General features: G+C 59.1%; 20 protein-coding genes. 2 read left to right on the top strand and 18 right to left on the bottom strand.

The window, feature by feature from the left end; genetic code table 11:
- Position 1: 1 nt before the first annotated feature.
- The gene (locus ACYZTY_RS23995; RefSeq protein WP_461955754.1) at positions 2-1219 is read right to left on the bottom strand and encodes a type II secretion system F family protein; all 1218 of its coding nucleotides are present in this window, start codon (positions 1217-1219) and stop codon (positions 2-4) included.
- Between the two features lie 2 nt (positions 1220-1221).
- A complete protein-coding gene (pilB, locus tag ACYZTY_RS23990) occupies positions 1222-2922 on the bottom strand; it encodes a type IV-A pilus assembly ATPase PilB (RefSeq protein WP_461955753.1) in 1701 nt (566 codons plus the stop codon).
- Between the two features lie 225 nt (positions 2923-3147).
- Here pilB and ACYZTY_RS23985 point away from each other — a divergent pair, with 225 nt between their 5' ends.
- On the top strand, positions 3148-3561 hold the full coding sequence (locus tag ACYZTY_RS23985; protein ID WP_461955752.1) for a pilin: 414 nt from the start codon (positions 3148-3150) through the stop codon (positions 3559-3561).
- Between the two features lie 315 nt (positions 3562-3876).
- On the top strand, positions 3877-4230 hold the full coding sequence (locus ACYZTY_RS23980; RefSeq protein ID WP_438659568.1) for a BON domain-containing protein: 354 nt from the start codon (positions 3877-3879) through the stop codon (positions 4228-4230).
- 302 nt (positions 4231-4532) lie between these two features.
- Here the strand turns inward: ACYZTY_RS23980 and ACYZTY_RS23975 are convergent, their stop codons facing one another.
- From ACYZTY_RS23975 to dksA, 16 genes are all read right to left on the bottom strand, one after another.
- Positions 4533-4829, bottom strand: coding sequence for a DUF2845 domain-containing protein (locus ACYZTY_RS23975; protein ID WP_461955751.1), 297 nt, complete (start codon positions 4827-4829; stop codon positions 4533-4535).
- Positions 4829-7783 carry a DUF748 domain-containing protein gene (locus tag ACYZTY_RS23970; protein ID WP_461955750.1) on the bottom strand — a complete coding sequence of 985 codons (2955 nt, stop codon included), beginning with the start codon at positions 7781-7783 and terminating at the stop codon, positions 4829-4831. Before ACYZTY_RS23970 ends, ACYZTY_RS23975 begins: the two co-directional genes overlap by 1 nt.
- Before the next feature lie 104 nt (positions 7784-7887).
- On the bottom strand, positions 7888-8904 hold the full coding sequence (locus tag ACYZTY_RS23965; RefSeq protein WP_461955749.1) for a class I SAM-dependent rRNA methyltransferase: 1017 nt from the start codon (positions 8902-8904) through the stop codon (positions 7888-7890).
- Between the two features lie 183 nt (positions 8905-9087).
- On the bottom strand, positions 9088-9960 hold the full coding sequence (locus ACYZTY_RS23960; RefSeq protein WP_461955748.1) for an oxygenase MpaB family protein: 873 nt from the start codon (positions 9958-9960) through the stop codon (positions 9088-9090).
- 50 nt (positions 9961-10010) lie between these two features.
- Positions 10011-11948 carry an acetate--CoA ligase gene (gene acs, locus ACYZTY_RS23955; protein WP_461955747.1) on the bottom strand — a complete coding sequence of 646 codons (1938 nt, stop codon included), beginning with the start codon at positions 11946-11948 and terminating at the stop codon, positions 10011-10013.
- A 231-nt stretch (positions 11949-12179) separates the two neighbouring features.
- On the bottom strand, positions 12180-13844 hold the full coding sequence (pgi, locus tag ACYZTY_RS23950; protein WP_461955746.1) for a glucose-6-phosphate isomerase: 1665 nt from the start codon (positions 13842-13844) through the stop codon (positions 12180-12182).
- Positions 13845-14069: 225 nt separating this feature from the next.
- A complete protein-coding gene (gene panD / locus ACYZTY_RS23945; RefSeq protein ID WP_003228271.1) occupies positions 14070-14450 on the bottom strand; it encodes an aspartate 1-decarboxylase in 381 nt (126 codons plus the stop codon).
- A gap of 195 nt (positions 14451-14645) precedes the next feature.
- Positions 14646-15506: a pantoate--beta-alanine ligase gene (gene panC / locus ACYZTY_RS23940; protein ID WP_461955745.1), complete on the bottom strand. Its 861-nt coding sequence runs from the start codon at positions 15504-15506 to the stop codon at positions 14646-14648.
- Positions 15503-16303, bottom strand: coding sequence for a 3-methyl-2-oxobutanoate hydroxymethyltransferase (gene panB, locus ACYZTY_RS23935; protein WP_461955744.1), 801 nt, complete (start codon positions 16301-16303; stop codon positions 15503-15505). Before panB ends, panC begins: the two co-directional genes overlap by 4 nt.
- A 367-nt stretch (positions 16304-16670) precedes the next feature.
- Entirely contained in the window at positions 16671-17150 is a 480-nt protein-coding gene (folK, locus tag ACYZTY_RS23930) for a 2-amino-4-hydroxy-6-hydroxymethyldihydropteridine diphosphokinase (RefSeq protein ID WP_461955743.1), read from the bottom strand.
- A gap of 3 nt (positions 17151-17153) precedes the next feature.
- Entirely contained in the window at positions 17154-18554 is a 1401-nt protein-coding gene (locus ACYZTY_RS23925) for a polynucleotide adenylyltransferase PcnB (RefSeq protein ID WP_461955742.1), read from the bottom strand.
- 897 nt (positions 18555-19451) lie between these two features.
- Positions 19452-20888 carry a sigma-54-dependent transcriptional regulator gene (locus ACYZTY_RS23920; RefSeq protein ID WP_461955741.1) on the bottom strand — a complete coding sequence of 479 codons (1437 nt, stop codon included), beginning with the start codon at positions 20886-20888 and terminating at the stop codon, positions 19452-19454.
- A gap of 22 nt (positions 20889-20910) precedes the next feature.
- A complete protein-coding gene (locus ACYZTY_RS23915) occupies positions 20911-23865 on the bottom strand; it encodes a sensor histidine kinase (protein ID WP_461955740.1) in 2955 nt (984 codons plus the stop codon).
- Positions 23849-24025: a hypothetical protein gene (locus ACYZTY_RS23910; protein WP_003176118.1), complete on the bottom strand. Its 177-nt coding sequence runs from the start codon at positions 24023-24025 to the stop codon at positions 23849-23851. Before ACYZTY_RS23910 ends, ACYZTY_RS23915 begins: the two co-directional genes overlap by 17 nt.
- A 77-nt stretch (positions 24026-24102) precedes the next feature.
- Positions 24103-24999, bottom strand: coding sequence for a tRNA glutamyl-Q(34) synthetase GluQRS (gene gluQRS, locus ACYZTY_RS23905; protein ID WP_461955739.1), 897 nt, complete (start codon positions 24997-24999; stop codon positions 24103-24105).
- A gap of 274 nt (positions 25000-25273) precedes the next feature.
- Positions 25274-25714 (bottom strand): RNA polymerase-binding protein DksA, encoded by a 441-nt coding sequence (gene dksA, locus ACYZTY_RS23900; RefSeq protein WP_131061781.1) that lies wholly within the window; start codon positions 25712-25714, stop codon positions 25274-25276.
- Positions 25715-25932: the final 218 nt, after the last annotated feature.

The raw sequence follows: 25932 nt of genomic DNA, 5'->3' as shown, positions 1-25932 counted from the left end.
GTCAGATCGCTGCGCCGAGTTGGAAGATGGGCAGGTACATCGCAACCACCAGGCCACCGACAATAACACCCAGCACCACCATGATGAACGGCTCCATCAGGCTGGTGAGGTTGTCGACCATATTGTCCACTTCATCCTCGTAGAAGCTCGCGACCTTATCGAGCATGTCATCCAGTGCACCGGACTCTTCGCCAATGGCCGTCAGCTGAATCGCCATGCTGGGGAAGATGCCGGAGGTGCGCATGGAAAAATTCAGCTGCATGCCGGTCGACACATCCTGCTTGATGCGCAGCACTGCACGCTTGAACACGATGTTGCCGGTCGCGCCCGCCACCGATTCCAGGGCCTCGACCAGCGGCACGCCGGCGGCGAACGTGGTCGACAAGGTGCGGGCGTAACGGGCCACGGCGGACTTGTACATCAGCGTGCCGATCAGCGGCAGCTTCAGTAGCCAGGTGTCCATCCGGTCCCGAAAGGCCTGGGATGTTTTAAGGGCGTGGCGCACACCGAAGGCGGCCGCGATCAACGCGCCAAGCATCATCCACCACCAGGCCTGCATGAACTCCGACAAGCCGATGACCATCACGGTGAAGGCCGGCAATTCGGCGCCGAACCCCTTGAACACCGACTCGAATTGCGGCACCACCTTGACCAGTAGAATCCCGGTCACAATGATTGCCACGAAGACCACTGCCAGCGGGTAAGTCATGGCTTTCTTGATCTTGGCCTTGAGGCTTTCGCTTTTTTCCTTGTAGGTCGCTACCCGTTCCAGCAGGGTGTCCAGAGCGCCGGCCTGCTCACCCGCGTCCACCAGGTTGCAGTACAACTCATCGAAATACTGCGGCTTTTTGCGCAAGGATGCTGCGAAGCTGTTGCCCGCCGCGACTTCCTGTTTCACCTCGTCCACCAGCTTGCGCATGGCCGGGTTGTCGAAGCCTTCGCCGATGATGTCGAACGACTGCAGCAGTGGCACGCCGGCTTTCATCATGGTCGCCATCTGCCGGGTAAACAGGGCAATTTCCTGAGCTTTGATGCGTTTGCCGAAGCTGAAAATCGACACTGACTTCTTGCGCACCTTGCCTGGGTTGATCCCCTGCTTGCGCAATTGAGCCTTGATCAGCGCCGGGTTGAGTCCGCTCAACTCGCCGGTCATTGAAGAGCCTTTCCTGTCCGTGCCTTCCCAGGCGTAGACGCTGATTTTTGCTGCTTTGACCGCCATGTTCAGTCCTTGGTAACCCGGTTGATTTCTTCAAGGCTGGTGACGCCTTGCATGGCCTTGATCAAGCCCGAGGTGCGCAAGTCATTAAAACCGTCCTTGCGCATCTGGATGTCGATTTCCAGTGAATTGCCTTCGGCCATGATCAGCCGCTGCAGGTCCGGCGTGTTCTTCACCACTTCATAAATCCCCAGTCGCCCTTTGTAACCGCCGTTGCACTGATCGCAACCGACCGGCTCATAGATCGTGAAAGAACCGATGCGTTCCTCGGGGAAGCCTTCCTTGATCAGCGCTTCGCGGGGAATATCGATGGGTGTCTTGCAGTGGTTGCACAGTTTACGCGCCAGGCGCTGGGCGATGATCAAAGTGATCGACGTCGCGATGTTGAAGCCCTGAATGCCCATGTTGTGCAAGCGGGTCAGGGTTTGCGCCGCGCTGTTGGTGTGCAGGGTGGAAAGTACCATGTGCCCGGTCTGGGCGGCCTTGATGGCGATCTCGGCGGTTTCGAGGTCGCGGATTTCACCGACCATGATCACGTCCGGGTCCTGACGCAGAAACGAGCGCAGCGCCTGGGCGAAATCCAGCCCTTGCTTGGGATTGACGTTGACCTGGTTGATACCTTCCATGTTGATTTCCACCGGGTCCTCGGCGGTGGAGATGTTGATGTCCACGGTGTTGAGGATATTCAGCCCGGTGTAGAGCGACACGGTCTTGCCTGAACCGGTGGGCCCGGTGACCAGGATCATGCCTTGTGGCTGCTTCAGCGCAGCCATGTACAAGTCCTTCTGTTCAGGCTCGTAGCCGAGAGCGTCGATGCCCATTTGCGCGCTGGACGGGTCGAGGATCCGGATCACCACTTTCTCGCCCCACAGGGTCGGCAGGGTGTTGACCCGGAAGTCGATGGACTTGGTCTTGGACAGGCGCATCTTGATCCGCCCGTCCTGGGGTTTGCGCCGCTCGGAGATGTCGAGGCTGGCCATGACTTTCAGCCGCGCCGCGATGCGGTTGGCCAGTTGACTCGGTGGCTTGGCGACTTCTCGCAGCATGCCGTCGGTGCGCATCCGCACCCGGTAGGTTTTTTCGTAGGGCTCGAAATGCAGGTCGGACGAACCGCTTTTGATCGCATCGAGCAACATCTTGTGGACGAAGCGCACCACCGGCGCGTCATCGGCATCCTGACCCGGGATGGAGTCCTTTTTGTTGTCATCGACCGACTCGATGTCCAGCCCATCAAGGTCAACATCAGCCATGTCTTCCAGGCCGGTCGATTGGCTGTCGAAGAATTTCTCGATGGCGTCGCTGAGCTTGTCGTCCTCCACCAGAATGGCTTCGGTGTTCAGCCCGGTGCTGAACTGGATGTCATTGATGGCTTGATGATTAGTCGGGTCGCTAATCCCCACGAACAGCTTGTTGCCGCGTCGCCAGAGGGGCAAGGCGTGATGCTGACGAATCAGTTTCTCGCTGACCAGCTCTCGGGGCTGGGTTTCCTTGTCCAGGCAATTGAGGTCAAGCAGCGCCATGCCGAAATGCTCCGAGGCAATCTCCGCAACCTGTCGGCTCTTCACCAGTTTGTTTTGCACCAGGTAACTGACCAGGGAAATTTTAGTGCGTTGGGCTTGCTGATACGCCTGTTGCGCGCTTTGGTCAGTTAGCAATTCGGCCAGGACCAATTGCTTGGCCAGACCGCTAAGGGCGATGTCATTCATTGGGATACCGGACGCAGACAGTTCATGACTTATAGCCTAGTCAAGGAGCTGAGCCAAACCAGCGGCCATCAGGTGACAAATAGTGTCAGATAGTGCGGATCCTGAGGGTAGGAAAGGTCTTTGCCCCGGTTTTGCGCCCCGCCAACAGGGGCCGGGGCGCTTGGCACGGGCTGTGCTGAAGCTATTTCAGATCATGAGATTTCGACTCATGCATGGAGCCTGTCTATGAATACTCAAAAAGGTTTTACCCTGATCGAACTGCTGATCGTGGTGGCGATCATCGGGATTCTGGCGACGTTTGCGTTGCCGGCTTACTCGAAGTATCAGGCGCGGGCCAAGGTGACGGCCGGTCTGGCGGAGATCACGGCGTTGAAAGTCCCGTTCGAGGACCTTATGAACTCCGGCACCAATCCGGATCTGACGAAGGTCGGCGGAACCGCCACAACCTCCAACTGCACAACCACAGCATCGGGTACCGCGACTGATGGTACCGGCTCTATTGGTTGCACGATTCTGAATGCGCCCGGTCCGGTATTGAGTAAAACAATCACCCTGTCGCGCACGTTGACTGGCTGGACATGCGCCACCACGGTTGCACCTGATTACGCGCCGAAAGGTTGTAACGCCACCGGGACGTAGTTTCTCGACGGTTTAATGAGTGCCCTGTCGGCAGAGACGGGGCATTTTTTTGTCTGTCAGAAAGTAAAACCAGGCCAAAGAAAGAAAACCCCCGACAATTCATGGCCTTAGGCCCACGGTAAAACCTGCAACTTGCATGTAGATAAATTCCAAGTCATGCATTTTGCATGATTCCGAAAATCAGGAGATTCAATAAGTAATTGTTTTATAACGATTTATTGTCTGTCTCAAAGTTGGCACAGCGTTCGCAATATCTCTGGTAACCCTGCTGACAAGACATGCAGCAGACTTTCTAGAAAAACAGGAGTTACTCGTATGAAGAAGTTCGCTATCGCTGCCGCTACTGCTACCGCGCTGACCCTGACCATGGCCAACGCTGCATTCGCTCAAACCCAGGCGACCCAGGCTCCAATGGTCCTGGCTGCCGGTGAAGTCACCGAAGCAAAAGCAGATGTCTCCGATACCTGGATCACTACCAAAGTCAAAGCAGACCTGGTGACCGAGAAAGGCATTCCTGGCACCGACATCAAGGTTGAAACCAACAAAGGTGTTGTTTCCCTGTCTTCCACCACTGCCGTGACTGAATCTCAGAAAGACGTCGCAGTGGCTATCGCCAAGAAAATCAAAGGCGTGAAAGACGTATCCGCTGCCGGCCTGAAAGCCGAGTAAGGCAAGACTTCTCGCCTGGACTGGGAGAAGGCGCGACAGGCGGGCTGAGCAATACGCCTGTCGTTTCTGGAGAGTTCATGCGAAAGGCCACAAGGATGTGGTCATTACAGGCCTCCGACATTCGTGTCGGGGGCCTGTTCTATTGTGGGCGCCGCAAAAAAACAAATGTGGGAGTGAGCCTGCTCGCGATAGCAGTGTGTCAGCCAACATCAAGGCTGAATGACACACCGCTATCGTCGGAACGCCGCCCGGAGCAGGCTCACTCCTACATTGAAATGTGCCCACATAAGATTTAAGTGGGTTCAGTTACCGCGCTTGCTGGTGATCTGTCTCAGCCGATTACCTTCAAACCGCAGGTACTGATACATCCCGCCATTGGGCCCGTAGGTCCATTCCTCGACCTGAAACTCTTCCCGTCGGTTGGCGCTGCGCTTGTACCCCAGCAGATCGCGGCTGACCGGTTCGCCGCACTTCTGCAGCACTTCGCTGGAGCGGTCGCCGACGCTGACCAATTGACTGCCGCAACGCAGGGTATCGGCCGCCGAGGCCTGACTGGCCGCCAGTGCGAGGGTCAGGCTGATCAGTAATCGCCTGATCATCACTCGGCATCCAGGTGCATTGGCGTCACCACCCGACCGTCACTTTGCGCCTCGCCCAGTTGGGCGTCGATGAAGTAGACGCGGTCGTCGGCCATCTGCGCCTTGTCCACCAGGTAGTCCTTGATGCTACTGGCGCGCTCCTGACCGAGCTGGCGCAGCAGCACATCGCTGGAACTCCAGAACTTGATCACGTCTGCGCGCATTTTTGCGGTGCGTTCTTCCTTGCCCAGATCCTTCCATTCAGCCGGTGGCTGGGTCTTCAGGCGGGTGCGATAAATCCCTTCCAGCAGCGGAGCTTTCTCGCCGTCCGGCACTTGCAGCAATGAAGCCTGGGCCGGAACCTTGTCACCGCGTCGCTGAAGCATTTTGTAGTAGTTGTACTGGTATTCGCGTTCAAGACGTTGCTCGGCAATCAGCGGGCCGTCGCTGCTGGCGGCCGCCGTGCCTTCGATTTCCAGGCGCAGGGCAGGACGTTCCTTGAGCGCCTGGGACAGTTTGATCAACGAACCCTCGGCGTCTTTGCTGAGCTCGCTTGAACCCGGTGCAAACGAGACCGTGCCCAAATCTTCAGAACCCCCGCCGCTGACCAGCCCGCCAATCATTTTGAACGGTGCGGCAGCGGCCTTGACGATCAGGTTGCGCAGGGTCTGCCACACAATGGGCATGACGCTGAACTGCGGGTTGTTCAGGTCGCCGGTCACCGGCAGCTCGATGGAAATCTTGCCGTCGACGTCCTTGAGCAGGGCGATTGCCAGTTTCAGCGGCAGGCTCGTGGCGTCCGGGCTGTCGACTTTCTCGCCCAGTTGCAGTTGCTCGACCACCACTTTGTTTTCGGCCTTGAGCTGGCCCTTGGTGATGATGTAATGCAGGTCGAGATTGAGCCGGCCCTTGCGGATGCGATAACCGGCGAACTTGCCGGAGTAGGGCGTCAGCGTGGTCAGTTCCACACGTTTGAAACTGGTGGCGATGTCGAGGCTGGCCATTGGGTCGAACGGGTTGACTGAACCCTTGATCGTCACTGGCGCGTAGCGGTCGACCTTGCCTTTGATATCGACAGTGGCCGGCTTCGCCTGACGGCTGTCGATGGTGCCGATCTGCCCGTTGAGCTGTTGCACGGCCGTGGCGAAGTTCGGGGTCAGGCTGAAGTCGGCGAAGTTCGCCGAACCGTCATTGATGGCAACGCCGCCAACGTGGATGCCCAGCGGTTTTTCCTTGCTGGCGGGTTTGGCTGCTGCGGTCTTGGGAACTCCAGTATCGGCCGGTTGCGGGATCAGCAGGTCATCGATGTTGGTGGTGCGGTCATCGTTGATCATGAAGCGCACGTAAGGCTGGAACAGATTGACCTTGTCGATCGACAGGCTGTCGCCGTGTTGGTAGTTCAGGCCTTCGAGCACCAACTGCTGCCACTTGAGGAAGTCGCGGGTCTTGAGGGTGTCGAGGGTATGCAGCTGATCAACCTGTGCTTTACCGGTGACGCTGAATGCCAATGGCTCGGTGCTTTTCAGATCGACCGCCAGGTCGCTGCCAAGCATGCCGCTGCGCAGTTCCAGGCGAATGAACGGGTTGATGTAGGACTGGGCGATACGCAGGTCGATGTCCTTGGTCTGCACGTTCAGTTTGGCGCTGACCGGTGCCAGATTGACCACACCGTCCGCCATGAGCTTGCCCTGTTTGCCCACGCCGGTGTCGAGCTTGAGGTTGAAAGGCGAGCCGTTGAGGCTGTCGAAATTCTGCAAATCAAGGTTCAGCGGGCCAATGTCCAGTGCTACGGCGGGTTGCGCTTTACGGTCGGCCAGATGCACCTGGTAATCGCGCAGTTGCACGTCTTTGAGGAGCACTTGCCAAGGTTTGCTTGGCGGGACCGGCTCGGCTTTCGGTGAGTCGGCGGCCGCTGGCGTGCTGGTTGGTTCGGCATCAGCCTTCACGGCTGCCTTGGACGGTTGGCTGGCGAACAGCTTCTGCCAGTCGAGTTGCCCATCGGCTTCGAGGGCGGCCCAGGTTTCGAGCTTCTGGCTGCGGATCTTGCCGACCACCACTTGCTGCTTGGCCAGGTCCACGGTGGTGTCGCTGATGTCCAGACGCGCAAGCTTTGCCAGTGGACGACCGTCCGGTGCGTTGATGGCGAATGGCGCGATGCTGACCGCGACATTGCTCAGCAGCAGTTCGGTTTCCTTGGATAAGTTGAGTTTGTAGTCGGTGCTGAGGTTGATGACGCCGTCTTTGAGCACCAGTGGCAACGCGTCACGCACATACGGCCAAAAGGCTTTCATCTTGCCGTCGGTGATCTTCAGCTTACCTTCTGAGGCAATCGGGATCAGGCTGAAGTTACCGGTCCAGTCGATCTGCCCGCCTGCCGGGCCGATGGCCACCAACGTCATGTCGGCACTGTCTTCGGGCAGGGTGCTGAGGTTCTTCAGTTCGAAGTCCAGCTTGTCGTAGAGGAATTCAATGGGTTCGCTGGGGCGTGCATCCAGGAAGTGCACATTACCGCCTGCCAGTTTGATCCGCTCGATACGCAACGGAAACGGCTTGGCGTCCGGGTCGGCCGGGGTCGGTTCGCTGGCGGGGATTTTGAACAGGCCCAGCAGATTGAGTTTGCCGTCCTTGCCAAAGAGGATTTCGGTCTTGGGTTTGTCCAGTTCGACATCGGACAGGTGCAGCGCTTTGGTCCACAGGCTGTCGATCTGCAAGTTGGCGTACAGGCGTTCAAAACCGACCTGTTCTTTGCCCGGCTCGCCGATGATCAGGCCCCAGAGGGTCACTTCCAGGCTGAAAGGGTTGAGTTCAATACGGGAAATCGTGGCGGGTGTCGTGGCGTAATTGGCCAATTGCTGGTTGGCGACCCGCAACGCGATGCCCGGCAAAATCAGAAACCCCAGCAGGCTGTAAAGGGCCAGAGCAGTCAACAATGCGCCAATAGCGCGAATCAATCCTTTGGGCATGTGCGGCTTCATCTGTCTGAATCGGAGTGCGTTGGAGTATGGCACGCGTTTCCGGTTCCGAAGTGATCGCACTGTTCTGCTTTTTCAGAAAACAGCGTAGGAAATTTCCTGCGTGCTCAGAGTTGCAGAATCAATGTTTTCAACGGCGGTTGCTGATCCATCGACGGGAAATCGCCACCCGGTTTCATCACGGTCCACTCACGCACCGGACGCCCGGCCTTCTCCGCGCAACGCAAAACCTGTTCGCGCCAATCGTCCATGCTGACCTTTGCCAGGTTGTTGCAGCAGATCAGCACGCCGTTGTCGGCGGTAGACAACAGCGCCGGTTTGAGCAGGCTCTGGTAGTCGCGCAGCAGGTCGACCGTGCCAAACGCGCTCTTGGCCCAGGCCGGTGGATCGAGCAGTACCAGGTCGTACTGACGCTGTTCAAGACGTGGGTAACTTGGCAATTTCTGCCCGCGCCGCTGACTGATCGGCAGGCCCGCCAGTTGGCGGATGGCCGGGAAGTAATCGGACTGGATGAATTGCATCGCTGGCAGCTGCGGATTGAGCAGACCGTTCTCACGACCAACCGCCAGATTGCCTTCGGCGAAATCCAGGTTGCACACCTCGCTTGCCCCACCGGCCGCAGCACTCAGGCCGACACCGCAGGTGTAGGCGAACAGGTTGAGCACGCTTTTGTTTTTGCTGTGCTCCTTGACCCAGCCGCGGGTGTTACGCAGGTCGAGGAACAGCAGCGGATCCTGACCGGCGTGACGCCCGCGAACCCGGTAGTTCAGGCCCCATTCGTGGCCGATCAGGTCTTGCAGGGCGGCTTCGTCGGCGCGGTAAACGGTGTCTTCACGGTCGATGCGCGAATTGCCCCGGGAGCGGTCGTTGTAGACCAGCAGGGTTTCGAGGCTCAGGTGTTGATTGATGGTTTCGTGCAGTTGCAGCAGGGCATCACGTTCCAGCGCCTGATGGAAGCTTTGCACCAGCAGTTGCGGGCCGTAGCGGTCGATGGTCAGGCCGCCGGCACCTTCCTGGCTGCCGTGGAACAGGCGATAGCAATCGGTGTCTTGCTGATGCAGCTCGGCGAGCAGGTCCTGGCGATGTTCGAGGGCGGCGCACAGCGCCTGATTCAAGGAAGACATGCTGGGCGCCTTGCAGGAGGGAATTTGGCGCGGGAGTTTAACACTGTGGCGAGGGAGCTTGCTCCCGCTGGGCTGCGAAGCGGCCCCAAAATCTCAGACTTGTCGGAGTATTTTGCGAGCGCTTCGCACTCGAGCGGGAGCAAGCTCCCTCGCCACGAGTTTTGCGGCGCAGGGTGCGGAGCGTCAGGTCAACAACCCCATCCGCCGCTTGGCCCGCTGTACCGAGCCATTACGCATTGCCCAGCGCAGCATTGGCGCACTGCGCTTGACGCTGGCGCGGATCAGTTGACGTCGCAACGGGTTCTGATTGACGTCGAGCATGTCACTGGCCCAGTCCGGCAGCAGATCGATCCCGGCCTGCATCATCAAGCCGCCAAACGGTTTGGCCAGGCGACTGGGGGCAGGCGCATTCAACAGCAGACGCAGCACCTCGCGACTGCGTTGGTCGCACAGCAATTGCGGGCGGATTCGTTCAAGGTAATCAGCGATTTCCTTGCGGCTGCGCGGCACATCGCGGGCGCCCAGGCGTTCGGCCACCCGTGCGATTTCGCCGTAGTAACGGTCCTGATCAATCAATGAAAGGTGCGGATTGCGATAACGCAGATGCGCGGCGAGGAAGTTGCTGACCTCGGCCACGTGCACCCACGTCAGCAAGTCGGGATCGCTGGCGGCGTAAGACCGGCCGTCTGGTGCAATGCCGACCACTTGCAGGTGAATGGTGCGAACCTTCTCGATCAGCCAGTCGGCGTCCTTGCTCGAACCGAAAGTCGTCCCGGAGATAAACTGACTGGTGCGGCGCAATCGGCCGATCATGTCTTCGCGAAAATTCGAGTGATCCCAAACCCCGGCCAGGGCCAGTGGATGTAGAGCTTGCAGCATCAGCGCGCTAATGCCGCCGATGAGCATGCTGCTGAAATCACCATGGACTTGCCAACTCACCGAATCGGGACCGAACAGGCCGGGATCGCCTTTGGGATTTTCCAGGTCGAGCTTGCCCAATGACAGACCGGTCAGGCTCATGAGCTGGCTTTCGATGCGGGTACGGATGAATTCCATGGCAACTCAGTGGCGAAAATAAAACGCGGCCATGACTGGCCGCGCGGGGCTTATTGGTTCAGGCGTTTGTCGACCAACTCCTGGACGACACTCGGGTCAGCAAGGGTCGAAGTGTCACCCAGACTGTCCAGTTCGTTGCAGGCGATCTTGCGCAGGATGCGCCGCATGATCTTGCCCGAACGGGTTTTTGGCAAGGCCGGGGCCCACTGGATCAAGTCCGGTTTGGCGAAGCTGCCGATTTCTTTGCTGACATGGGCCAGCAGTTCTTTCTTCAGTTCGTCATTGGGCTCGGTGCCGTTCATGGGTGTGACGAAAGCGTAAATGCCTTGGCCCTTGAGGTCGTGGGGATAACCGACCACGGCCGCTTCGGCGATGCTGTTGTGCAGCACCAGCGCGCTTTCTACTTCCGCAGTACCGATGCGGTGCCCGGAAACGTTGATCACGTCGTCGATGCGCCCGGTGATCCAGTAATCGCCATCCTCGTCGCGCCGCGCGCCGTCGCCGGTGAAGTAGTAGCCGGGGTAGGGCTTGAAGTAGGTGTCGACCATTCGTTGCGGGTCGCCATAGACGCTGCGGATCTGCGCCGGCCAGCTGGATTTGATCGCCAGCACGCCGCTGCCGGCGCCTTTGATTTCCTTGCCCGTTTCATCCAGCAACACCGGTTGCACGCCGAACATCGGTTGTGTGGCGCAGCCGGGTTTGATCCGTTGAGCGCTGACCAGCGGGCTGAGCATGATCCCGCCGGTTTCGGTCTGCCACCAAGTGTCGACGATCGGGCAACGCTGCTCGCCGACGACGTTGAAGTACCAGTCCCACGCTTCCGGGTTGATCGGCTCACCAACACTGCCGAGTAATCTGAGACTCTGGCGAGAAGTTTCCTTCAACGGTTCCGGACCTTCACGCATCAGCGAGCGCAGCGCAGTCGGGGCGGTGTAGAAAATGTTGACGTGATGCTTGTCGATCACCTGCCAGAAGCGCGAACTGCTCGGGTAACTCGGCACGCCTTCGAAGATCAGCGTGGTCGCGCCGTTGGCCAGCGGGCCATAGACGATGTAACTGTGGCCGGTGACCCAGCCGACGTCGGCGGTGCACCAGAAGACTTCGCCATCGCGGTAGTCGAGCACGTACTTGAAGGTCATCGCCGCTTGCAGCAGATAACCACCGGTGGTGTGCAATACGCCTTTGGGTTTGCCGGTGCTGCCGGAGGTGTAGAGGATGAACAGCGGGTCTTCGGCGTCCATGGGTTCCGGCGGGCAGTCGTCGCTGACATCGCGCAGCGCCTGGTGATACCAGAGGTCGCGACCTTCAACCCAGTCCACTTCGCCCTGGGTGCGCTCGACGACGATGACGGTGCTGACGTTCGGGCAACTTAGCAGCGCCTGGTCGACTTTCTGCTTGAGCGGTACGAATTTTCCGCCGCGCACACCTTCATCGGCGGTGATCACCGTGCGGCAGTCGGCGTCGAGTATCCGGTCGCGCACAGAGTCAGGTGAGAAGCCACCGAACACCACCGAATGCACCGCGCCAATCCGCGTGCAGGCGAGCATGGCGTAGGCCGCTTCGGCAATCATTGGCATGTAAATACACACGCGGTCGCCTTTTTTAACGCCTCGGCTTTTGAGCACGTTGGCCAGGCGACAGACGTTGTGATGGAGTTTTTTGTAGGTGATCTGCGCGGACTCGGCGGGGTCGTCGCCTTCCCAAAGGATTGCGATCTGATCGCCGCGTGTTTCCAGGTGACGGTCGATGCAGTTGTAACTGACGTTCAGTTTGCCACCGGCAAACCAGCTGGCCTCGCCGGTTTCCAGGTTATAGCGCTGGACGGTTTCCCACGGGGTACTCCAGTCGAGAAAGCGGGTGGCCTGCTCGGCCCAGAACTCACTGGGGTGTTCGATGGATTGGCGGTAGAGGCGGTGGTAGTCGTCTTGACTCAGGTTTGCAGCCCGGCGGACGGCATCGGCTTTGGGGAATGTGCTGATATCGAACATGACGGTTCCTTATTCTTGTTTTGCGACAAGATCTAAAGATGCGCCGAGTGACAAACGGGTTCAAGTCATACACAAAACAACTGTAGGAGTGAGCCTGCTCGCGATAGCGGTGGATCAGTCAACATCGATGTTGAATGACAAACCGTTATCGCGAGCAGGCTCACTCCTACAGTGATTGGTGTTGCCCACAGAATGTGTGCTTGGCACAAACCCTGTGGGCGGGGCGTCAGGTTAGCCGCGGTGACGACCGCGGAAGTAGTTGATCAGGCCTTGGGTTGACGCATCGTCAGCCGGGGTTTCTTCGCTGCCAACCAGGCGGTTGTAGACGCCTTTGCCCAGTTCTTTACCGAGCTCCACGCCCCACTGGTCGAAGGCGTTGATGCCCCAGACCACGCTTTGCACGAAGACTTTGTGTTCGTACATCGCCACCAGCGCACCGAGACGACGCGGACTGATGCGCTCGACCACCAGGGTGTTGCTCGGACGGTTGCCCGGGATCACCTTGTGCGGCGCGAGTTTGTGCACTTCTTCTTCGCTCATGCCTTTGTCACGCAGCTCGGTTTCCGCTTCGGCAAGGGTCTTGCCGAGCATCAATGCCTGGCTTTGCGACAGGCAGTTGGCGTACAGCCACTGGTGGTGGTCGGAGACCGGGTTGAAGCTGACAATCGGCACAATGAAGTCGGCCGGAATCAGTTGGGTGCCCTGGTGCAGCAACTGGTGATACGCGTGCTGACCGTTGCAACCCACGCCACCCCAGATCACCGGGCCCGTGTCGGTGGACACCGGCGTGCCGTCCTGACGCACGCTCTTGCCGTTGGATTCCATGTCCAGCTGTTGCAAGTGCTTGGTGATGTTACGCAGGTAGTGGTCGTACGGCAGGATCGCGTGGCTTTGCGCGCCCCAGAAGTTGCCGTACCAGACACCGAGCAAGGCCAGAAGCACCGGCATGTTCTGCTCGAATGGCGCGCTCTGGAAGTGCTGGTCCATGGTGTAGGCACCGGACAGCAGTTCCTTGAAGTTCGACATGCCGATGGCCAGGGCGATTGGCAAGCCGATGGCCGACCACAGCGAGTAACGGCCGCCGACCCAGTCCCACATCGGGAAGATGTTTTCTTCACGGATACCGAACGCCACGGCCGCCGCGTTGTTGCTGGATACGGCGATGAAGTGACGATACAGCTCGGCTTCCGAACCACCCTGGGCCAGGTACCAGGCGCGAGCGGCCTGAGCATTTTTCAGGGTTTCGAGGGTATTGAAGGATTTCGACGAAACGATGAACAGCGTGGTTTCAGCGCGCAGCTTCATGGTCAGTTCGTGGAACTCACTGCCATCGATGTTCGCCAGATAATGGCAACGCACGCCTTTATGGGCATAGGACAGCAGCGCTTCAGACACCAGCTCAGGGCCGAGGAACGAGCCACCGATGCCGATGTTGACCACGTCAGTGATTGGTTTCTCGGTGTAACCGCGCCACAAACCGTCGTGGATGCGGCCAACGAGGTCGGTGATCTGGTTCAGCACTTTGTGCACTTCAGGCATCACGTTGACGCCATTGACCGACAGCTTGTCGCCTACCGGGCGGCGCAGAGCGGTGTGCAGGGCCGGGCGCCCCTCGGAGGCGTTGACGATTTCGCCTTCAAACAGCGATTTGATCGCGCCTTTGAGGTCGACTTCATTGGCCAGGCCCACCAGCAGATTGCGGGTCTCGGCGTTGATCAGGTTCTTCGAGTAGTCGAGAAACAGGCCGCAGCTGCTGAGGGTGAATTGAGTAAAACGCTGCGGATCGGCATTGAAGGCCTCGCGCATGCTGAAATCCTGCATGGCTTGGCGGTGGTCATTCAACGCTTGCCAGGCGGGCAGAGCGGTAACGTCGTGAGGAGTGCGGTAGTACGCCATCGCTGCGGGTTTCCTTTTTACTTGAACGGCTTTTTTGAACACTGAAAATCCCGGAGCACCGTGGGCAGGCGTCCGGTCAACTGCGTCGACTCGAATTCAAAGACACAGGGCGAATACAGTAAACCTCGCGCTGCGATCTGTCTTGACTTTGTCTAACACGTTCCCGGTACTTTTTTATACACACAGCAGTGAACGTTTCGACAAGCGGGAGAGGCGTCGGTTCGATCAGGCGACCTGAACCGGAATGGCATTGCTGGTGTGGCTCAGTTCATTGCCCGGCGCCATGTAAAGCATGCGCGGCTTGAAGTTGAGTAGCTCGGCTTCGCTGTAATGCGCGTAAGCGCAGATAATCACACGGTCACCGACCTTGGCCTTGTGCGCGGCAGCGCCGTTGACCGAAATCATGCGCGAGCCTTCTTCGCCACGAATCGCGTAAGTGGTGAAACGTTCGCCGTTGTCGACGTTATAAATCTGGATCTGTTCGTATTCACGGATGCCGGACAAGTCCAGCCATTCGCCGTCGATGGCGCAAGAACCTTCGTAATCGAGTACTGCATGAGTGACTTCGGCGCGATGCAGCTTGGCTTTGAGCATGATGGCGTGCATGAGTGTTTTCCCAGGTCGGAATCGAACGGCGGGCAGTTTGCCCGAAGGCTTAAAGGGCAGCAATAAGGGGGCGAAGCCACGCATATCCTGTAGGAGCGAAGCTTGCTCGCGAACGCGTCGTATCAGTCGACGCAAATGTCGAGTGTGACTGCCTCTTCGCGAGCAAGCTTCGCTCCTACAGTTGTTCTGCGGTGTTCAGGCGGGGGCGTCGAGGTTCAAGTGCAGGTTGTCGATCAACCGCGTGGTGCCCAGGAATGCCGCTACCAGAATCACCAGATCCCGATCCTCCGGGGTCGCCGGGCGCAAGGTTTGCGCGTGACGAATCTCCAGGTAATCGGTGCGCAAACCCGCCGCTTCAAGCTGCTTGATCTGTGTGTCGATCAACGCCGGGAAATCCCGCTGACCCTGTTTGATCGCCTCGGCCATCTGGCTCAGGACGCGATACACCACCGGCGCAACGGCCCGTTGCTCTTCACTGAGGAAACCGTTGCGCGACGACAGCGCCAGGCCATCGGCCGCACGCACGGTCGGTTCGCCAATGATCTGGACCGGCATGTTCAGGTCATGGACCAGGGATTTGATCACCGCCAGTTGCTGGAAGTCTTTCTGGCCGAAGATCGCCAAGTCCGGCTGAACCATGTTGAACAGCTTGCTGACAACCGTCGCCACGCCTTCGAAATGCCCGGGACGGCTGGCGCCGCACAGGCCTTCGGAGAGTTGCGGGACGCTGACGCGGGTCTGGCCGGCCATGCCGTCGGGGTACATTTCTTCGACGGTTGGCGCGAACAGCAAGTGGCAACCGGCCTGGAGCAGTTTCTCCTGGTCAGCGGCGAGGGTGCGCGGGTACTTGTCGAGGTCTTCGCCGGCGCCGAATTGCAGCGGGTTGACGAAAATGCTCGCGACCACGAAATCCGCCCGCTGGGACGCTTTGGTAATCAGTGCAACGTGGCCGCTGTGCAGGTTGCCCATGGTCGGCACGAAGCCGATGCGCTTGCCTTCGCTGCGGGCGCGGGCCACGGCGGCCCGCAGTTCGCGTACGGTTTTTACGGTGTTCATGCAGAGAATCCGTGTTCGATCCCAGGGAAAGTGACTGCTTTGACTTCAGTGACATAGGCGCTGAGTGCAGCGTGAATGCTGGTTTGGCCGTTCATGAAGTTCTTTACGAATTTTGGCACGCGGCCGGTAATCGACAGGCCAAGCATGTCGTGCAAAACCAGGACCTGGCCATCGGTGTCACTGCCGGCGCCGATGCCGATCACCGGAATACCCACTGCCTGGGTGATTTCCTGGGCCAATTCGCTCGGTACGCACTCAAGCAGCAACATGGATGCACCAGCCTGTTCCAGCGCTATGGCGTCGGCGCGCATCTGTCGCGCCTGGTTCTCGCTGCGGCCCTGGACTTTATAACCCCCGAGAATGTTCACCGATTGCGGCGTCAGCCCCATGTGTGCGCACACAGGTACACCACGTTCGGCCAGCAGGCGGATCGAGTCCGCGAGCCACAATGCCCCTTCAACCTTGACCATGTGCGCACCGGCCTGCATCAACAGGGCGCTGTTGGCCATGGCTTGTTCGGTGGTGGCGTAGGCCATGAACGGCAGGTCGGCGAGGATCAACGCATCGGCGTTGCCGCGTTTGACGGCTGCCACGTGGTAAGCCATTTCCGCGGTGGTCACCGGCAGGGTGCTGTCGTGACCTTGCAACACCATGCCGAGGGAGTCGCCCACCAGCAGCACTTCGACGCCAGCCTCATTACAGGCGTGGGCGAAGGTCGCGTCATAGCAGGTCAGCATGGTGATTTTTTCACCTTTTTGCTTCAGACCTTGCAGAGTGGTCAGGGTGATGGCTGGCATGAAAAGTTCCTCATTCAGGCGCTTGGAAACTACTGCGAGTAACGCGCGTGATTCTTCGTTAAATACAGGCGCACGCTCTGTTGTCGTGCTTTTAAGGCCTGGATTGCGCCCTTCAACGCCGTGTTGGCGGCAGCGGGACGCCTATAGTCGTGAGGAGAACTCGGGAAGTCAATTGCATGTGTTACCGCATTGTTACGCGTGGGGTGTTACCGGGGTAACTGATGCGTTTCAGCAGTCGGGATCTGGCTATGCACTATTTTTGTAGGAGCGAAGCTTGCTCGCGAAAGCGGTGTGACAGTCGACATAAATATTGGATGTCAGTGCGCTTTCGCGAGCAAGCTTCGCTCCTACAGGGGAATGGCGGCGTTCAGGGGAGGCGTTCCAGGCCGACGAACGGGCAGGCTGCGAGTAATTCGTTCAAGCTGCGGCCATCAGGTAGGCGCAGATCTTCAGGCACCAGTTCGGCCAGTGGATAGAGAACGAAGGCCCGCTCCTGCATATGGTAGTGAGGCACCTTGAGGCGCGGTTCGTCGATCAGCCGATTGCCAAACAGCACGATGTCGAGGTCCAGCGTACGTGGGCCCCAGCGTTCAAGACGCTCGCGGCCTTGTTCGTTCTCGATGGCTTGCAACGCATCAAGCAGGTCCAGCGGTGGGAGCGTACTTTCGAGGGCCGCGACTGCGTTGGTGTAACGCGGTTGGCCGGGCAGGAGTGAGTCGCTTTGATAAAACCCGGACACTGCGACCAGCTCGGTCTGCGGCAACTGCGCCAGCGCCTCGACGGCACTGCGCAATTGTTCGGCGGGGTCAGCCAGATTGCTGCCCATGCCGATGTAGATGCGTTCCATGGATTACTCGCCCGTGGCGCTCGGTGCGCCAGCTGCGCGTTTACGCTTGGCGCCACCGCTGCGGCGACGTTTGCGTGGAGCGCCGGTGCCGTCATCCTTGCCGCTGAGGTCGCGGATCATGTCACGACGTTCGCTGTCGTTGGCGTCCTGATAGTCGGTCCACCATTCGCCCAGGCCATCGGTCTGCTCGCCGGCGCTTTCGCGCAGCAGCAGGAAGTCGTAACCGGCGCGGAACCGCGGGTTGTCCAGCAACAGGTCGGCACGCTTGCCGCTGCGGCGCGGAAGACGCTCCTGCATGTCCCAGATCTCGCGGATCGGCATGGTGAAACGTTTCGGAATCGCAATCCGCTGGCACTGTTCGGCAATCAGCTCGTGAGCCGCTTCCTGCATCGCCGGAATCGGCGGCATGCCACGTTCTTGCAGACGCAGTACGCGAGCCGGCAGGGCAGGCCACAGTAGGGCTGCAAACAGGAACGCCGGGGTCACCGGTTTGTTCTGTTTGATCCGCAGGTCGGTGTTGATCAATGCTTCGCTGATCAAGGTGTGGGTGTAGGTCGGGTTGTATTCCAGCGCCTCGGCACTGGCCGGGAACAGCGGGTCGAACAACTGCAGGTCGACCAGCATCTCGAAGGTGTCCGCGGCATGGCCGGAGAGGAACAGCTTGAGCACTTCTTCAAACAGGCGGGCTGACGGGATCTCGCGCAACATCGGCGCCAGGTCACGGATCGGCAGGGCGCTGTGTTTTTCAATGCCGAAATTCAGCTTGGCGGCGAAACGCACGGCTCGCAGCATCCGGACCGGGTCTTCCTGGTAGCGTTGCTTCGGATCGCCAATCAGGCGGATCAGGTGATTGCGGATGTCGTGTACGCCGTTGGCGTAATCGAGGATGCGTTCGCTGACCGGGTCGTAATACAAGGCGTTGATGGTGAAGTCGCGGCGTTGCGCGTCTTCTTCCAGCGTGCCGTAGACGTTGTCGCGCAGGATACGCCCGCTCTCGTTACGGGAAGACTGGTTGCTGTCTTCTTCCTCGTCGTTTTGCGGGTGATTGGCGCGGAAGGTCGCGACTTCGATGATTTCGCGACCGAAGTGGATATGCACCAGTTTGAAGCGGCGACCGATGATCCGTGCGTTGCGGAATTCGGCTCGAACCTGTTCAGGCGTGGCGCTGGTGGCGACGTCGAAATCCTTGGGCGTGATGCCCAGGAGCATGTCACGCACACAGCCGCCAACCAGGTAAGCCTGGTAACCGGCGTTCTGCAGGCGCTCGACGATGTTCACCGCATAACGGCTGAATTGGGCCTTTTGCAGCGAATGTTGGCCGCTGTTGAGCACTTCAGGCGTACTGCGAATGTGTTGCGTATGACGCTTGGGAGAACGGAATGACTGGAACAACTTCTTCAGCATGGGATGCACTGTTTGAAGGAATGTTCGGCCATAACGAAGAATGACCGCATGATGGGCCGGGATTCTAGCATTTAGTCGGGGGATGGTGTAGGAAGCTGCGCAAGCGCTTGAAGGGCATATCTGGGAAGGGACTGTGTAGCGGCCCCTGTAGCAGCTGTCGAGCAGCGCGCTGTGGCGAGGGGATTTATCCCCGTTCGGCTGCGAAGCAGTCGTGAATTCATACTGCGCGGTGCTTCAGATAGACCGAGCGTTCAGGTTTTACGACTGCTTCGCAGCCGAACGGGGATAAATCCCCTCGCCACAGTGCAGCTGCAAGGCTCAAACGCCAGAAACTACAAGGGGAGCCGAAGCTCCCCAAGAAAGTAGTTGCATGCTCTATTTTTATTTTTGATTCGGGCTTTTTGTTTTTGTTAAGTGCCCTCGCCATGAAGTTTTTCCTTCATGACCCTCCCAATCGGGAGCCAAGAGCAAACGGATTGCTTTGGTCGCTGTGCTGCAGTGATCTTTCGATCCAACCAGTTCAGGCACTGTCTTATGACAGCTTTTTATTATTCTCGGCCTGGTCGTGGGGCAAGCCCCAAATACAACGCCTCTCCAAAAGAATCAGTTAGCTGCGCCTCTCGCCGTCTTGTTTTTATTGTGCGTGAGTCGATTCGTCTTATTTTTATTGTCTTGTGCATTGCTTGTTATTGTTCTTGTACTGAACATATAGCAGGGTGCGTGCCAACTTTTGCGAGGCCCAGTAAAACAAGGGGTTAGGCAGGTTGCTGGGGTTTTTCGAGGCCCAAAAAAACCGGGGCTTCGTTACCGTAAGCCCCGGCTTCTGTTACGTGAAATACGTGAGGTAACAGTTTTTTCACAAAGTCACGTGTTACCCACACATCAGACAGGCGCGGTTCAGCTCTCGCTGGCCACCCCGGTCTTGCGCCGCGGGATACCCAGGCGCTGACGACGTTCCCACAGGCATTTGCGACTCACCCCGAGTTTGCGGGCCAGTTCGGTTTCCGTCATGTGGTCCTGATGCTCAAGTACGAAGTGCTGGAAGTAGTCTTCCAGTGACAGGTCTTCAGTCGGCTCGTGGCTGTTATTGCTGGCGTTGTTGCCCTGTTGCGGGGGCAGGCCGATGAAGTCGTCGTCTTCCAGATCGCTCAGTTCGATGTCGATCCCCAGCAACTCGGCGGAAATCTCCGGGCTCTCGCACAGGATGACAGCGCGCTCTACTGCGTTTTCCAGTTCGCGCACGTTGCCCGGCCAGGAGTAATGACGAATCGCCTGTTCGGCATCCGCAGCGAACTTCAGGTCGGTGCGGTTGACCCGCGCGCTCTGTCGCGCCAGGAAGGCATTGGCGATTTCATTGACGTCTGCACCTCGCTCACGCAGGGCCGGCAGTTTCAGGGCGATCACGTGGAGGCGATAATACAAGTCTTCACGGAACTGGCCGATCTTCGCCAGGCTCTTGAGGTCCCGGTGAGTCGCAGCGATCAAACGCACATCGACCTTCTGCGACTGCACCGAACCGACCCGGCGAATTTCACCTTCCTGCAACACGCGCAGCAAGCGGGCCTGGGCTTCCAGCGGCAGTTCGCCGATTTCGTCGAGGAACAAGGTGCCGCCATCCGCCGCTTCCACCAGACCGGCACGCCCGGCGCTGGCGCCGGTGAACGCGCCTTTTTCGTGGCCGAACAGTTCGGACTCGATCAGGCTTTCCGGAATGGCTGCGCAGTTCACCGAAATCATCGGCGCCTTGGCGCGTTTGGACAGGTTGTGCAGGGCGCGGGCCACCAGTTCTTTACCGGTACCGGATTCGCCCTGGATCAGGACATTGGAGTCAGTCGGCGCGACTTTGCGGATCTTGCTGTACAGGTCCTGCATCGGCGGGCACGAACCAATGATGCCGATTTCGCCGTTGCTGTTATCGACACCCGGTTTCGCCGCGCCATTGCCGGCTTTGCCGACGGCAGGTTCGCCGCTGGCTTGCACAGCTTGACGGTCACGCAGGATTCGCGCGACGGCCTGGAGCATTTCATCGTGATCGAAAGGCTTGGCGATGTAATCCACCGCGCCCATCTTCATCGAGTCGACGGCTGAACGCAGGCTGGCGTAGCTGGTCATGATCAGCACCGGAGTGCCCTGGCCGAGCTTGATCAACTCGGTACCCGGAGCGCCCGGCAGACGCAAGTCGCTGACGATCAGGTCGAACGTGGGAATAGTGAAGCGTTCTTGTGCTTCCTGCACTGAACCGGCTTCGCTGACCTGGTACTGGTTGCGTTCCAGCAGGCGGCGCAAGGCGGAGCGGATAATTGTTTCGTCTTCGACGATCAAAATGTGCGGCATTGATTCGATACTCTCGACGGTCTCAGTTCACAGCGGACGTCGCTTCGACATGACGCGGCAAGGTCACCCGGATACGGGTGCCGCGTTGGCTTTGTACATCAGCCGGGCTGTCGATGGTGATTTGTCCATAATGCTCTTCAACGATGGAATAGACCAGTGCAAGGCCCAGACCGGTGCCTTCGCCAGGATCCTTGGTGGTGAAGAAAGGTTCGAACAATCTGTCCATGATGTTCTTCGGAATTCCGCTGCCTTCGTCTTCCACGATCAAGTCGACCGTGTGTTCGCCGGCTTCGCTTTTGACCCGCACCGCACTGCCGGGAGGCGAGGCGTCACGGGCGTTTGAGAGCAAGTTGATCAAGACCTGGGCGAGGCGCTGCGGATCGCCTTCGACCCAGTGATCGGGGTCACACAGATTATAGAACTGCACTTCGAAATTGCGTCGGTTCAGGGCCAGCAAACCGATGGCATCCTGAGCCACTTCGGCCAGACAGACGGGCTCGTCGCTGTGCTGATGACTGCCGGCGTGGGCGAAGCTCATCAGCGATTGAACGATGCGTGACACGCGTTTGGTCTGTTCAAGGATCTGTCCGCTGATTTCCTTCAGTTCGCTATCGTCTTCACGCTCTTCGCGCAGGTTCTGCGCCAGGCACGCGATGCCGGTGATCGGGTTGCCGATTTCATGGGCCACGCCGGCGGCGAGTCGGCCGATGCTGGCCAGGCGCTCGGAGTGCACCAGTTTGTCTTCGAGCATCTGCGTTTCGGTCAGGTCTTCCACCAGCAATACCAGACCACTGTTGCCCGGCGCGAGCGGTTCATCGATCGCTGCTTTGTGCAGGTTCAGCCAGCGGGTCTGGCCATCGAGGGCCAAGTGTTGTTTGTGCAAATGCTCGTCCGGCAGATTGATGAAGCCTTGCAGCAGTTCTTTCCACGGATCGGCGATGGTGCTCAGGCGCGAACCGACCACACGCTGCGCCGCAATCCCGGTCAGCTCCTCCATGGCTTTGTTCCACATGAGGATTTCCTGATCCTTGGCCAGCGAGCAAACGCCCATCGGCAATTCCTGCAAGGTCTGGCGGTGATAGCGGCGCAGGGCATCGAGTTCGGCGGCAAGGCCGGTGAGGCGCGAGTGGTAGTCCTCGAGGCGGCTTTCGATGAAGTGGATGTCTTCGGTAACGTAGTTTTCGCCGCCGGCCTTATACGGCAGGAAGGTCTCGACCATGTCCTGAGCCACGCTTGGCCCCATCAGGCCGGAGAGGTTGGCTTCGATACGGTCACGCAGACGGCGCAAGGCATAAGGCCGGCGCTCGTCGAACGGCAGATAGAGATCGCGCAGGGCTTGCTCGACCTCTTTCTGAGCGGCCTTGGCACCCAATGGTTTTGCAAGCTGCGTGGCGAATTCCTGGGGCGAGGCGGCGTGCAATTCACGGCGTTGCGGGCGACGCACGTTGTCCACGGCGCAGGCTTCGGCGGCGCTGGCCTCTTCGGGGCTGGCGTTGGTGAACAGCGAGATCAGGGTGAACATCAGCACGTTGGCGGCCAGGGACGCGATCGCGGCCATGTGCCAACTGGTGTCGTCCAGCACGTAGATCATGTTCAGCAGTGGAATGTAGAAGCCCTGCAGATTGCCGACCAGCGGCAACAGCATGGTCACCAGCCACACCAGAATCCCCGCCAGCAAACCGGCAATGAAGCCGCGACGGTTGGCGGTCGGCCAATACAGGACCGACAGCACGCCCGGAAGGAATTGCAACGTGGCAACAAACGCGACGATGCCGAGGTTGGCCAGATCCTGTTCGGCGCCCAGTAACAGGTAGAAACCGTAACCGGCCATGATGATCGCAACGATCAGCGCCCGGCGAGTCCACTTCAGCCAGCGATAGATGTTGCCTTCGGCCGGTGGTTGATAGAGCGGCAGCACCAAATGGTTCAGCGCCATCCCGGACAGCGCCAGGGTGGTGACGATGATCAGGCCGCTGGCCGCCGACAATCCGCCGATATAGGCCAATAGCGCCAGGGCCTTGCTGTTGGCGGCGATGCCGATGCCCAGCGTGAAATATTCAGGATTGGTGGTGGCGCCGAGTTTCAGGCCGGCCCAGAGAATCAGCGGCACCGCCAGGCTCATCAGCAGCAGGAACAACGGCAAGCCCCAGCTCGCACTGACCAGCGAACGCGGGTTGAGATTCTCGGTAAAGGTCATGTGGTACATGTGCGGCATCACAATCGCCGAGGCGAAGAACACCAGCAGCAACGTACGCCACGGACCTTCCTGCAACGGCGTGTGCAACGCGGCGAGGGCGGTCTGGTTTTGCAGCAGCCACAGTTCCAGCTGTTGCGGGCCGTCGAACACGCCATAAAGGGCATAGAGGCCGACGCCGCCAATGGCGATCAGCTTGATCACCGACTCGAAGGCAATCGCGAACACCAGGCCTTCATGTTTTTCTCGGGTGGCGATGTGGCGCGATCCGAAGAAAATCGTGAACAGCGTAATCAGTGCGCAGAAGCTCAGGGCCACGCGATGTTGCACCGGCTCGCGGGTCAGGATGCCGATGGAGTCGGCCACCGCCTGAATTTGCAAGGCCAGCAATGGCAGCACGCCGATCAGCATGAAAATGGTGGTCAGCGCCCCGGCCCAGGTACTGCGGAAACGGAAGGCGAACAGGTCGGCAAGGGACGACAACTGATACGTGCGGGTGATTTTCAGGATCGGGTACAGCAACACCGGCGCCAGCAAAAACGCCCCGGAAACCCCGAGGTAACTGGACAGAAACCCGTAGCCGTACTGATAGGCCAGGCCCACCGTGCCGTAAAACGCCCAGGCACTGGCATAAACACCCAACGACAGGGTGTAGGTCAGCGGGTGGCGAATGATCGCCCGGGGGATCATGCCCCGTTCGCTGATCCAGGCGACGCCGAACAGCACCGCCAGGTACGCGGCGCTGATCAGGATCATCTGGGTCAGGCTAAAGCTCATCGGCATCTTTTTGGCTCTGCAGGATGAAGGTCACGACGATCAGAATCAGCCAGAGCAGATAAGGGCGATACCAGGCGCCAGTGGCGTCGATCCACCAATCCATGATGGCCGGGGAGAACAGATAAATCCCCACTACCAGGAGCAGGACCAAGCGATAGATGTACATCCCGGCCTCTCTTTTTTATGCGCGTGCCCGAAAACGTGCGGCGATGGTAACGGATGGGCGCGCCACTGCAAGTGTGATCACTGTAGTTGCGCTTCGGGCAGGGTCAGTGTGCGCGGGATTAATAACGCATCCCAGTGGGCGATGCCCCAATCCAGCACTTCCCGTGGTGTCGCATACGCCAGTTCCTTGCCCGGGTTTTGCCCCAGTGCACGCAACGCACGCAGCAACAAAGGCGTGGCCTGGTCTTCGGTCAGCGGCGGCGAGCGATAGGATTTGCCCAGTTTGTTGCCATCGGGCTGGGTAATCAGCGGGATGTGCAGGTAGCGCGGTTGCCGCAGGCCCAGCAGTTCTTGCAGATAGAGCTGGCGCGGCGTTGAGTCCAGCAGATCAGCGCCACGGACGATGTCGGTGATGCCTTGCCAGGCATCGTCCAGCACCACCGCCAGTTGATAGGCGTAGAGCCCGTCGCGGCGGCGGATCACGAAATCGCCGACCTCCCGCCCCAGATGCTGGCGGAACTCGCCTTGCACGCGGTCGATGAAGTGGTAGTCCAGCTCGGGCACGCGCAGTCGAATCGCGGCGTCTTCAGTGCCATGGCCGGCATTTCGGCACAGGCCCGGGTAAATGCCGTGATACGGCTCCAATTGTTTGCGCGAACAGGTGCAGGCGTAGGCGAGGCCCTGATTGAACAGGCGATTGAGGACTTCGGCGTAAGCCTCGTGCCGGTCGCTCTGGAGGACCATTTCACCGTCCCACTCGAAACCGTAGCTTTCCAGCGCTTTCAAGATGGCTGCCTGAGCGCCGGGTTCTTCCCGTGGCGGATCGAGATCCTCCATGCGCATCAACCAGCGACCGCCCACCGCACGGGCGTCGAGGTACGAGGCCAGCGCTGCGACCAGCGAACCGAAATGCAGATGGCCGCTGGGCGTGGGGGCGAAGCGCCCGATGTAGGTGGGGGAGGCGATGGCGGTCATAAGTGCAATTTACGTTGTCCGGGCGTGCGCAAGTCACTTGTGGGAGTGAGCCTTTGTGGCGAGGGGATTTATCCCCGTTGGGCTGCGTAGCGGCCCCAAACCTGTAATCGCGATGCGTAAGATTGATCGCATTCAACCAGCTTGCGACTGCTCTGCAGCCGAACGGGGATAAATCCCCTCACCACAAAGGCTCGCTCCCATAGGTTTTCTGCGGGGCAAATTTCAGAAACAAAAACGGAGCGTTCTCACGCTCCGTTGTTCGTTCAAGGCGACATTACTTGCCGACTTGTTTTTCCTTGATTTCCGCCAGGGTCTTGCAGTCAACGCACATGTCGGCGGTAGGGCGGGCTTCCAGTCGCTTGACGCCGATCTCGACGCCGCAGGACTCGCACCAGCCATATTCTTCGTCTTCGATCAGCTGCAGCGTCTTGTCGATCTTCTTGATCAACTTGCGCTCGCGGTCGCGGGCACGCAGTTCAAGGCTGAACTCTTCTTCCTGGCTGGCACGGTCTGCCGGGTCAGGGAAGTTGGCCGCTTCGTCCTTCATGTGATCAACCGTACGGTCGACTTCCTGCATCAAGTCCTGTTTCCACTTATTCAGGATCTTGGTGAAGTGAGCGCGCATGGGCTTGCCCATGTACTCCTCGCCCTTTACTGCCTGGTAGGGTTCGAAGCCGCTGATCGACGTATTTTGCTGCTTTGCTTGGGTGGGCATGAAATGGACCGCCTCTACTCTTGTAATCCATTGCGCAGGATTGCTCCATCACCGACACCTGCCGGCCCTGCGGCTGCAAGCGGGCGAACTTACCAGATCAAATCGGGGCGCGCTACTCCCGGATGTCGAGGTAGTGGCCCCAAGGGCTTGCAAATGATTGCAAAGCCTTGTCTGGCGGCGTTGGAGACCTGATCAATTATTGATTTTAGTCAAACCTG

This window comes from Pseudomonas sp. LB1P83, from assembly GCF_054897885.1.
This window is presented reverse-complemented; position numbering and strand designations above follow the sequence as displayed.

Excerpts from the sequence above, each read along its gene's own strand:
- panD (WP_003228271.1), bottom strand. The coding sequence starts at position 14,450 with ATGCACGCCATCATGCTCAAAGCCAAGCTGCATCGCGCCGAAGTCACT.
- ACYZTY_RS23925 (WP_461955742.1), bottom strand. The coding sequence starts at position 18,554 with ATGCTGAAGAAGTTGTTCCAGTCATTCCGTTCTCCCAAGCGTCATACG.
- panB (WP_461955744.1), bottom strand. The coding sequence starts at position 16,303 with ATGCCAGCCATCACCCTGACCACTCTGCAAGGTCTGAAGCAAAAAGGT.
- ACYZTY_RS23970 (WP_461955750.1), bottom strand. The coding sequence starts at position 7,783 with ATGAAGCCGCACATGCCCAAAGGATTGATTCGCGCTATTGGCGCATTG.
- ACYZTY_RS23915 (WP_461955740.1), bottom strand. The coding sequence starts at position 23,865 with ATGCCGATGAGCTTTAGCCTGACCCAGATGATCCTGATCAGCGCCGCG.
- acs (WP_461955747.1), bottom strand. The coding sequence starts at position 11,948 with ATGTTCGATATCAGCACATTCCCCAAAGCCGATGCCGTCCGCCGGGCT.
- ACYZTY_RS23985 (WP_461955752.1), top strand. The coding sequence starts at position 3,148 with ATGAATACTCAAAAAGGTTTTACCCTGATCGAACTGCTGATCGTGGTG.
- ACYZTY_RS23910 (WP_003176118.1), bottom strand. The coding sequence starts at position 24,025 with ATGTACATCTATCGCTTGGTCCTGCTCCTGGTAGTGGGGATTTATCTG.
- ACYZTY_RS23965 (WP_461955749.1), bottom strand. The coding sequence starts at position 8,904 with ATGTCTTCCTTGAATCAGGCGCTGTGCGCCGCCCTCGAACATCGCCAG.
- ACYZTY_RS23975 (WP_461955751.1), bottom strand. The coding sequence starts at position 4,829 with ATGATCAGGCGATTACTGATCAGCCTGACCCTCGCACTGGCGGCCAGT.
- pilB (WP_461955753.1), bottom strand. The coding sequence starts at position 2,922 with ATGAATGACATCGCCCTTAGCGGTCTGGCCAAGCAATTGGTCCTGGCC.
- dksA (WP_131061781.1), bottom strand. The coding sequence starts at position 25,714 with ATGCCCACCCAAGCAAAGCAGCAAAATACGTCGATCAGCGGCTTCGAA.
- ACYZTY_RS23980 (WP_438659568.1), top strand. The coding sequence starts at position 3,877 with ATGAAGAAGTTCGCTATCGCTGCCGCTACTGCTACCGCGCTGACCCTG.
- pgi (WP_461955746.1), bottom strand. The coding sequence starts at position 13,844 with ATGGCGTACTACCGCACTCCTCACGACGTTACCGCTCTGCCCGCCTGG.
- panC (WP_461955745.1), bottom strand. The coding sequence starts at position 15,506 with ATGAACACCGTAAAAACCGTACGCGAACTGCGGGCCGCCGTGGCCCGC.
- ACYZTY_RS23920 (WP_461955741.1), bottom strand. The coding sequence starts at position 20,888 with ATGCCGCACATTTTGATCGTCGAAGACGAAACAATTATCCGCTCCGCC.
- ACYZTY_RS23960 (WP_461955748.1), bottom strand. The coding sequence starts at position 9,960 with ATGGAATTCATCCGTACCCGCATCGAAAGCCAGCTCATGAGCCTGACC.
- folK (WP_461955743.1), bottom strand. The coding sequence starts at position 17,150 with ATGGAACGCATCTACATCGGCATGGGCAGCAATCTGGCTGACCCCGCC.
- gluQRS (WP_461955739.1), bottom strand. The coding sequence starts at position 24,999 with ATGACCGCCATCGCCTCCCCCACCTACATCGGGCGCTTCGCCCCCACG.
- ACYZTY_RS23995 (WP_461955754.1), bottom strand. The coding sequence starts at position 1,219 with ATGGCGGTCAAAGCAGCAAAAATCAGCGTCTACGCCTGGGAAGGCACG.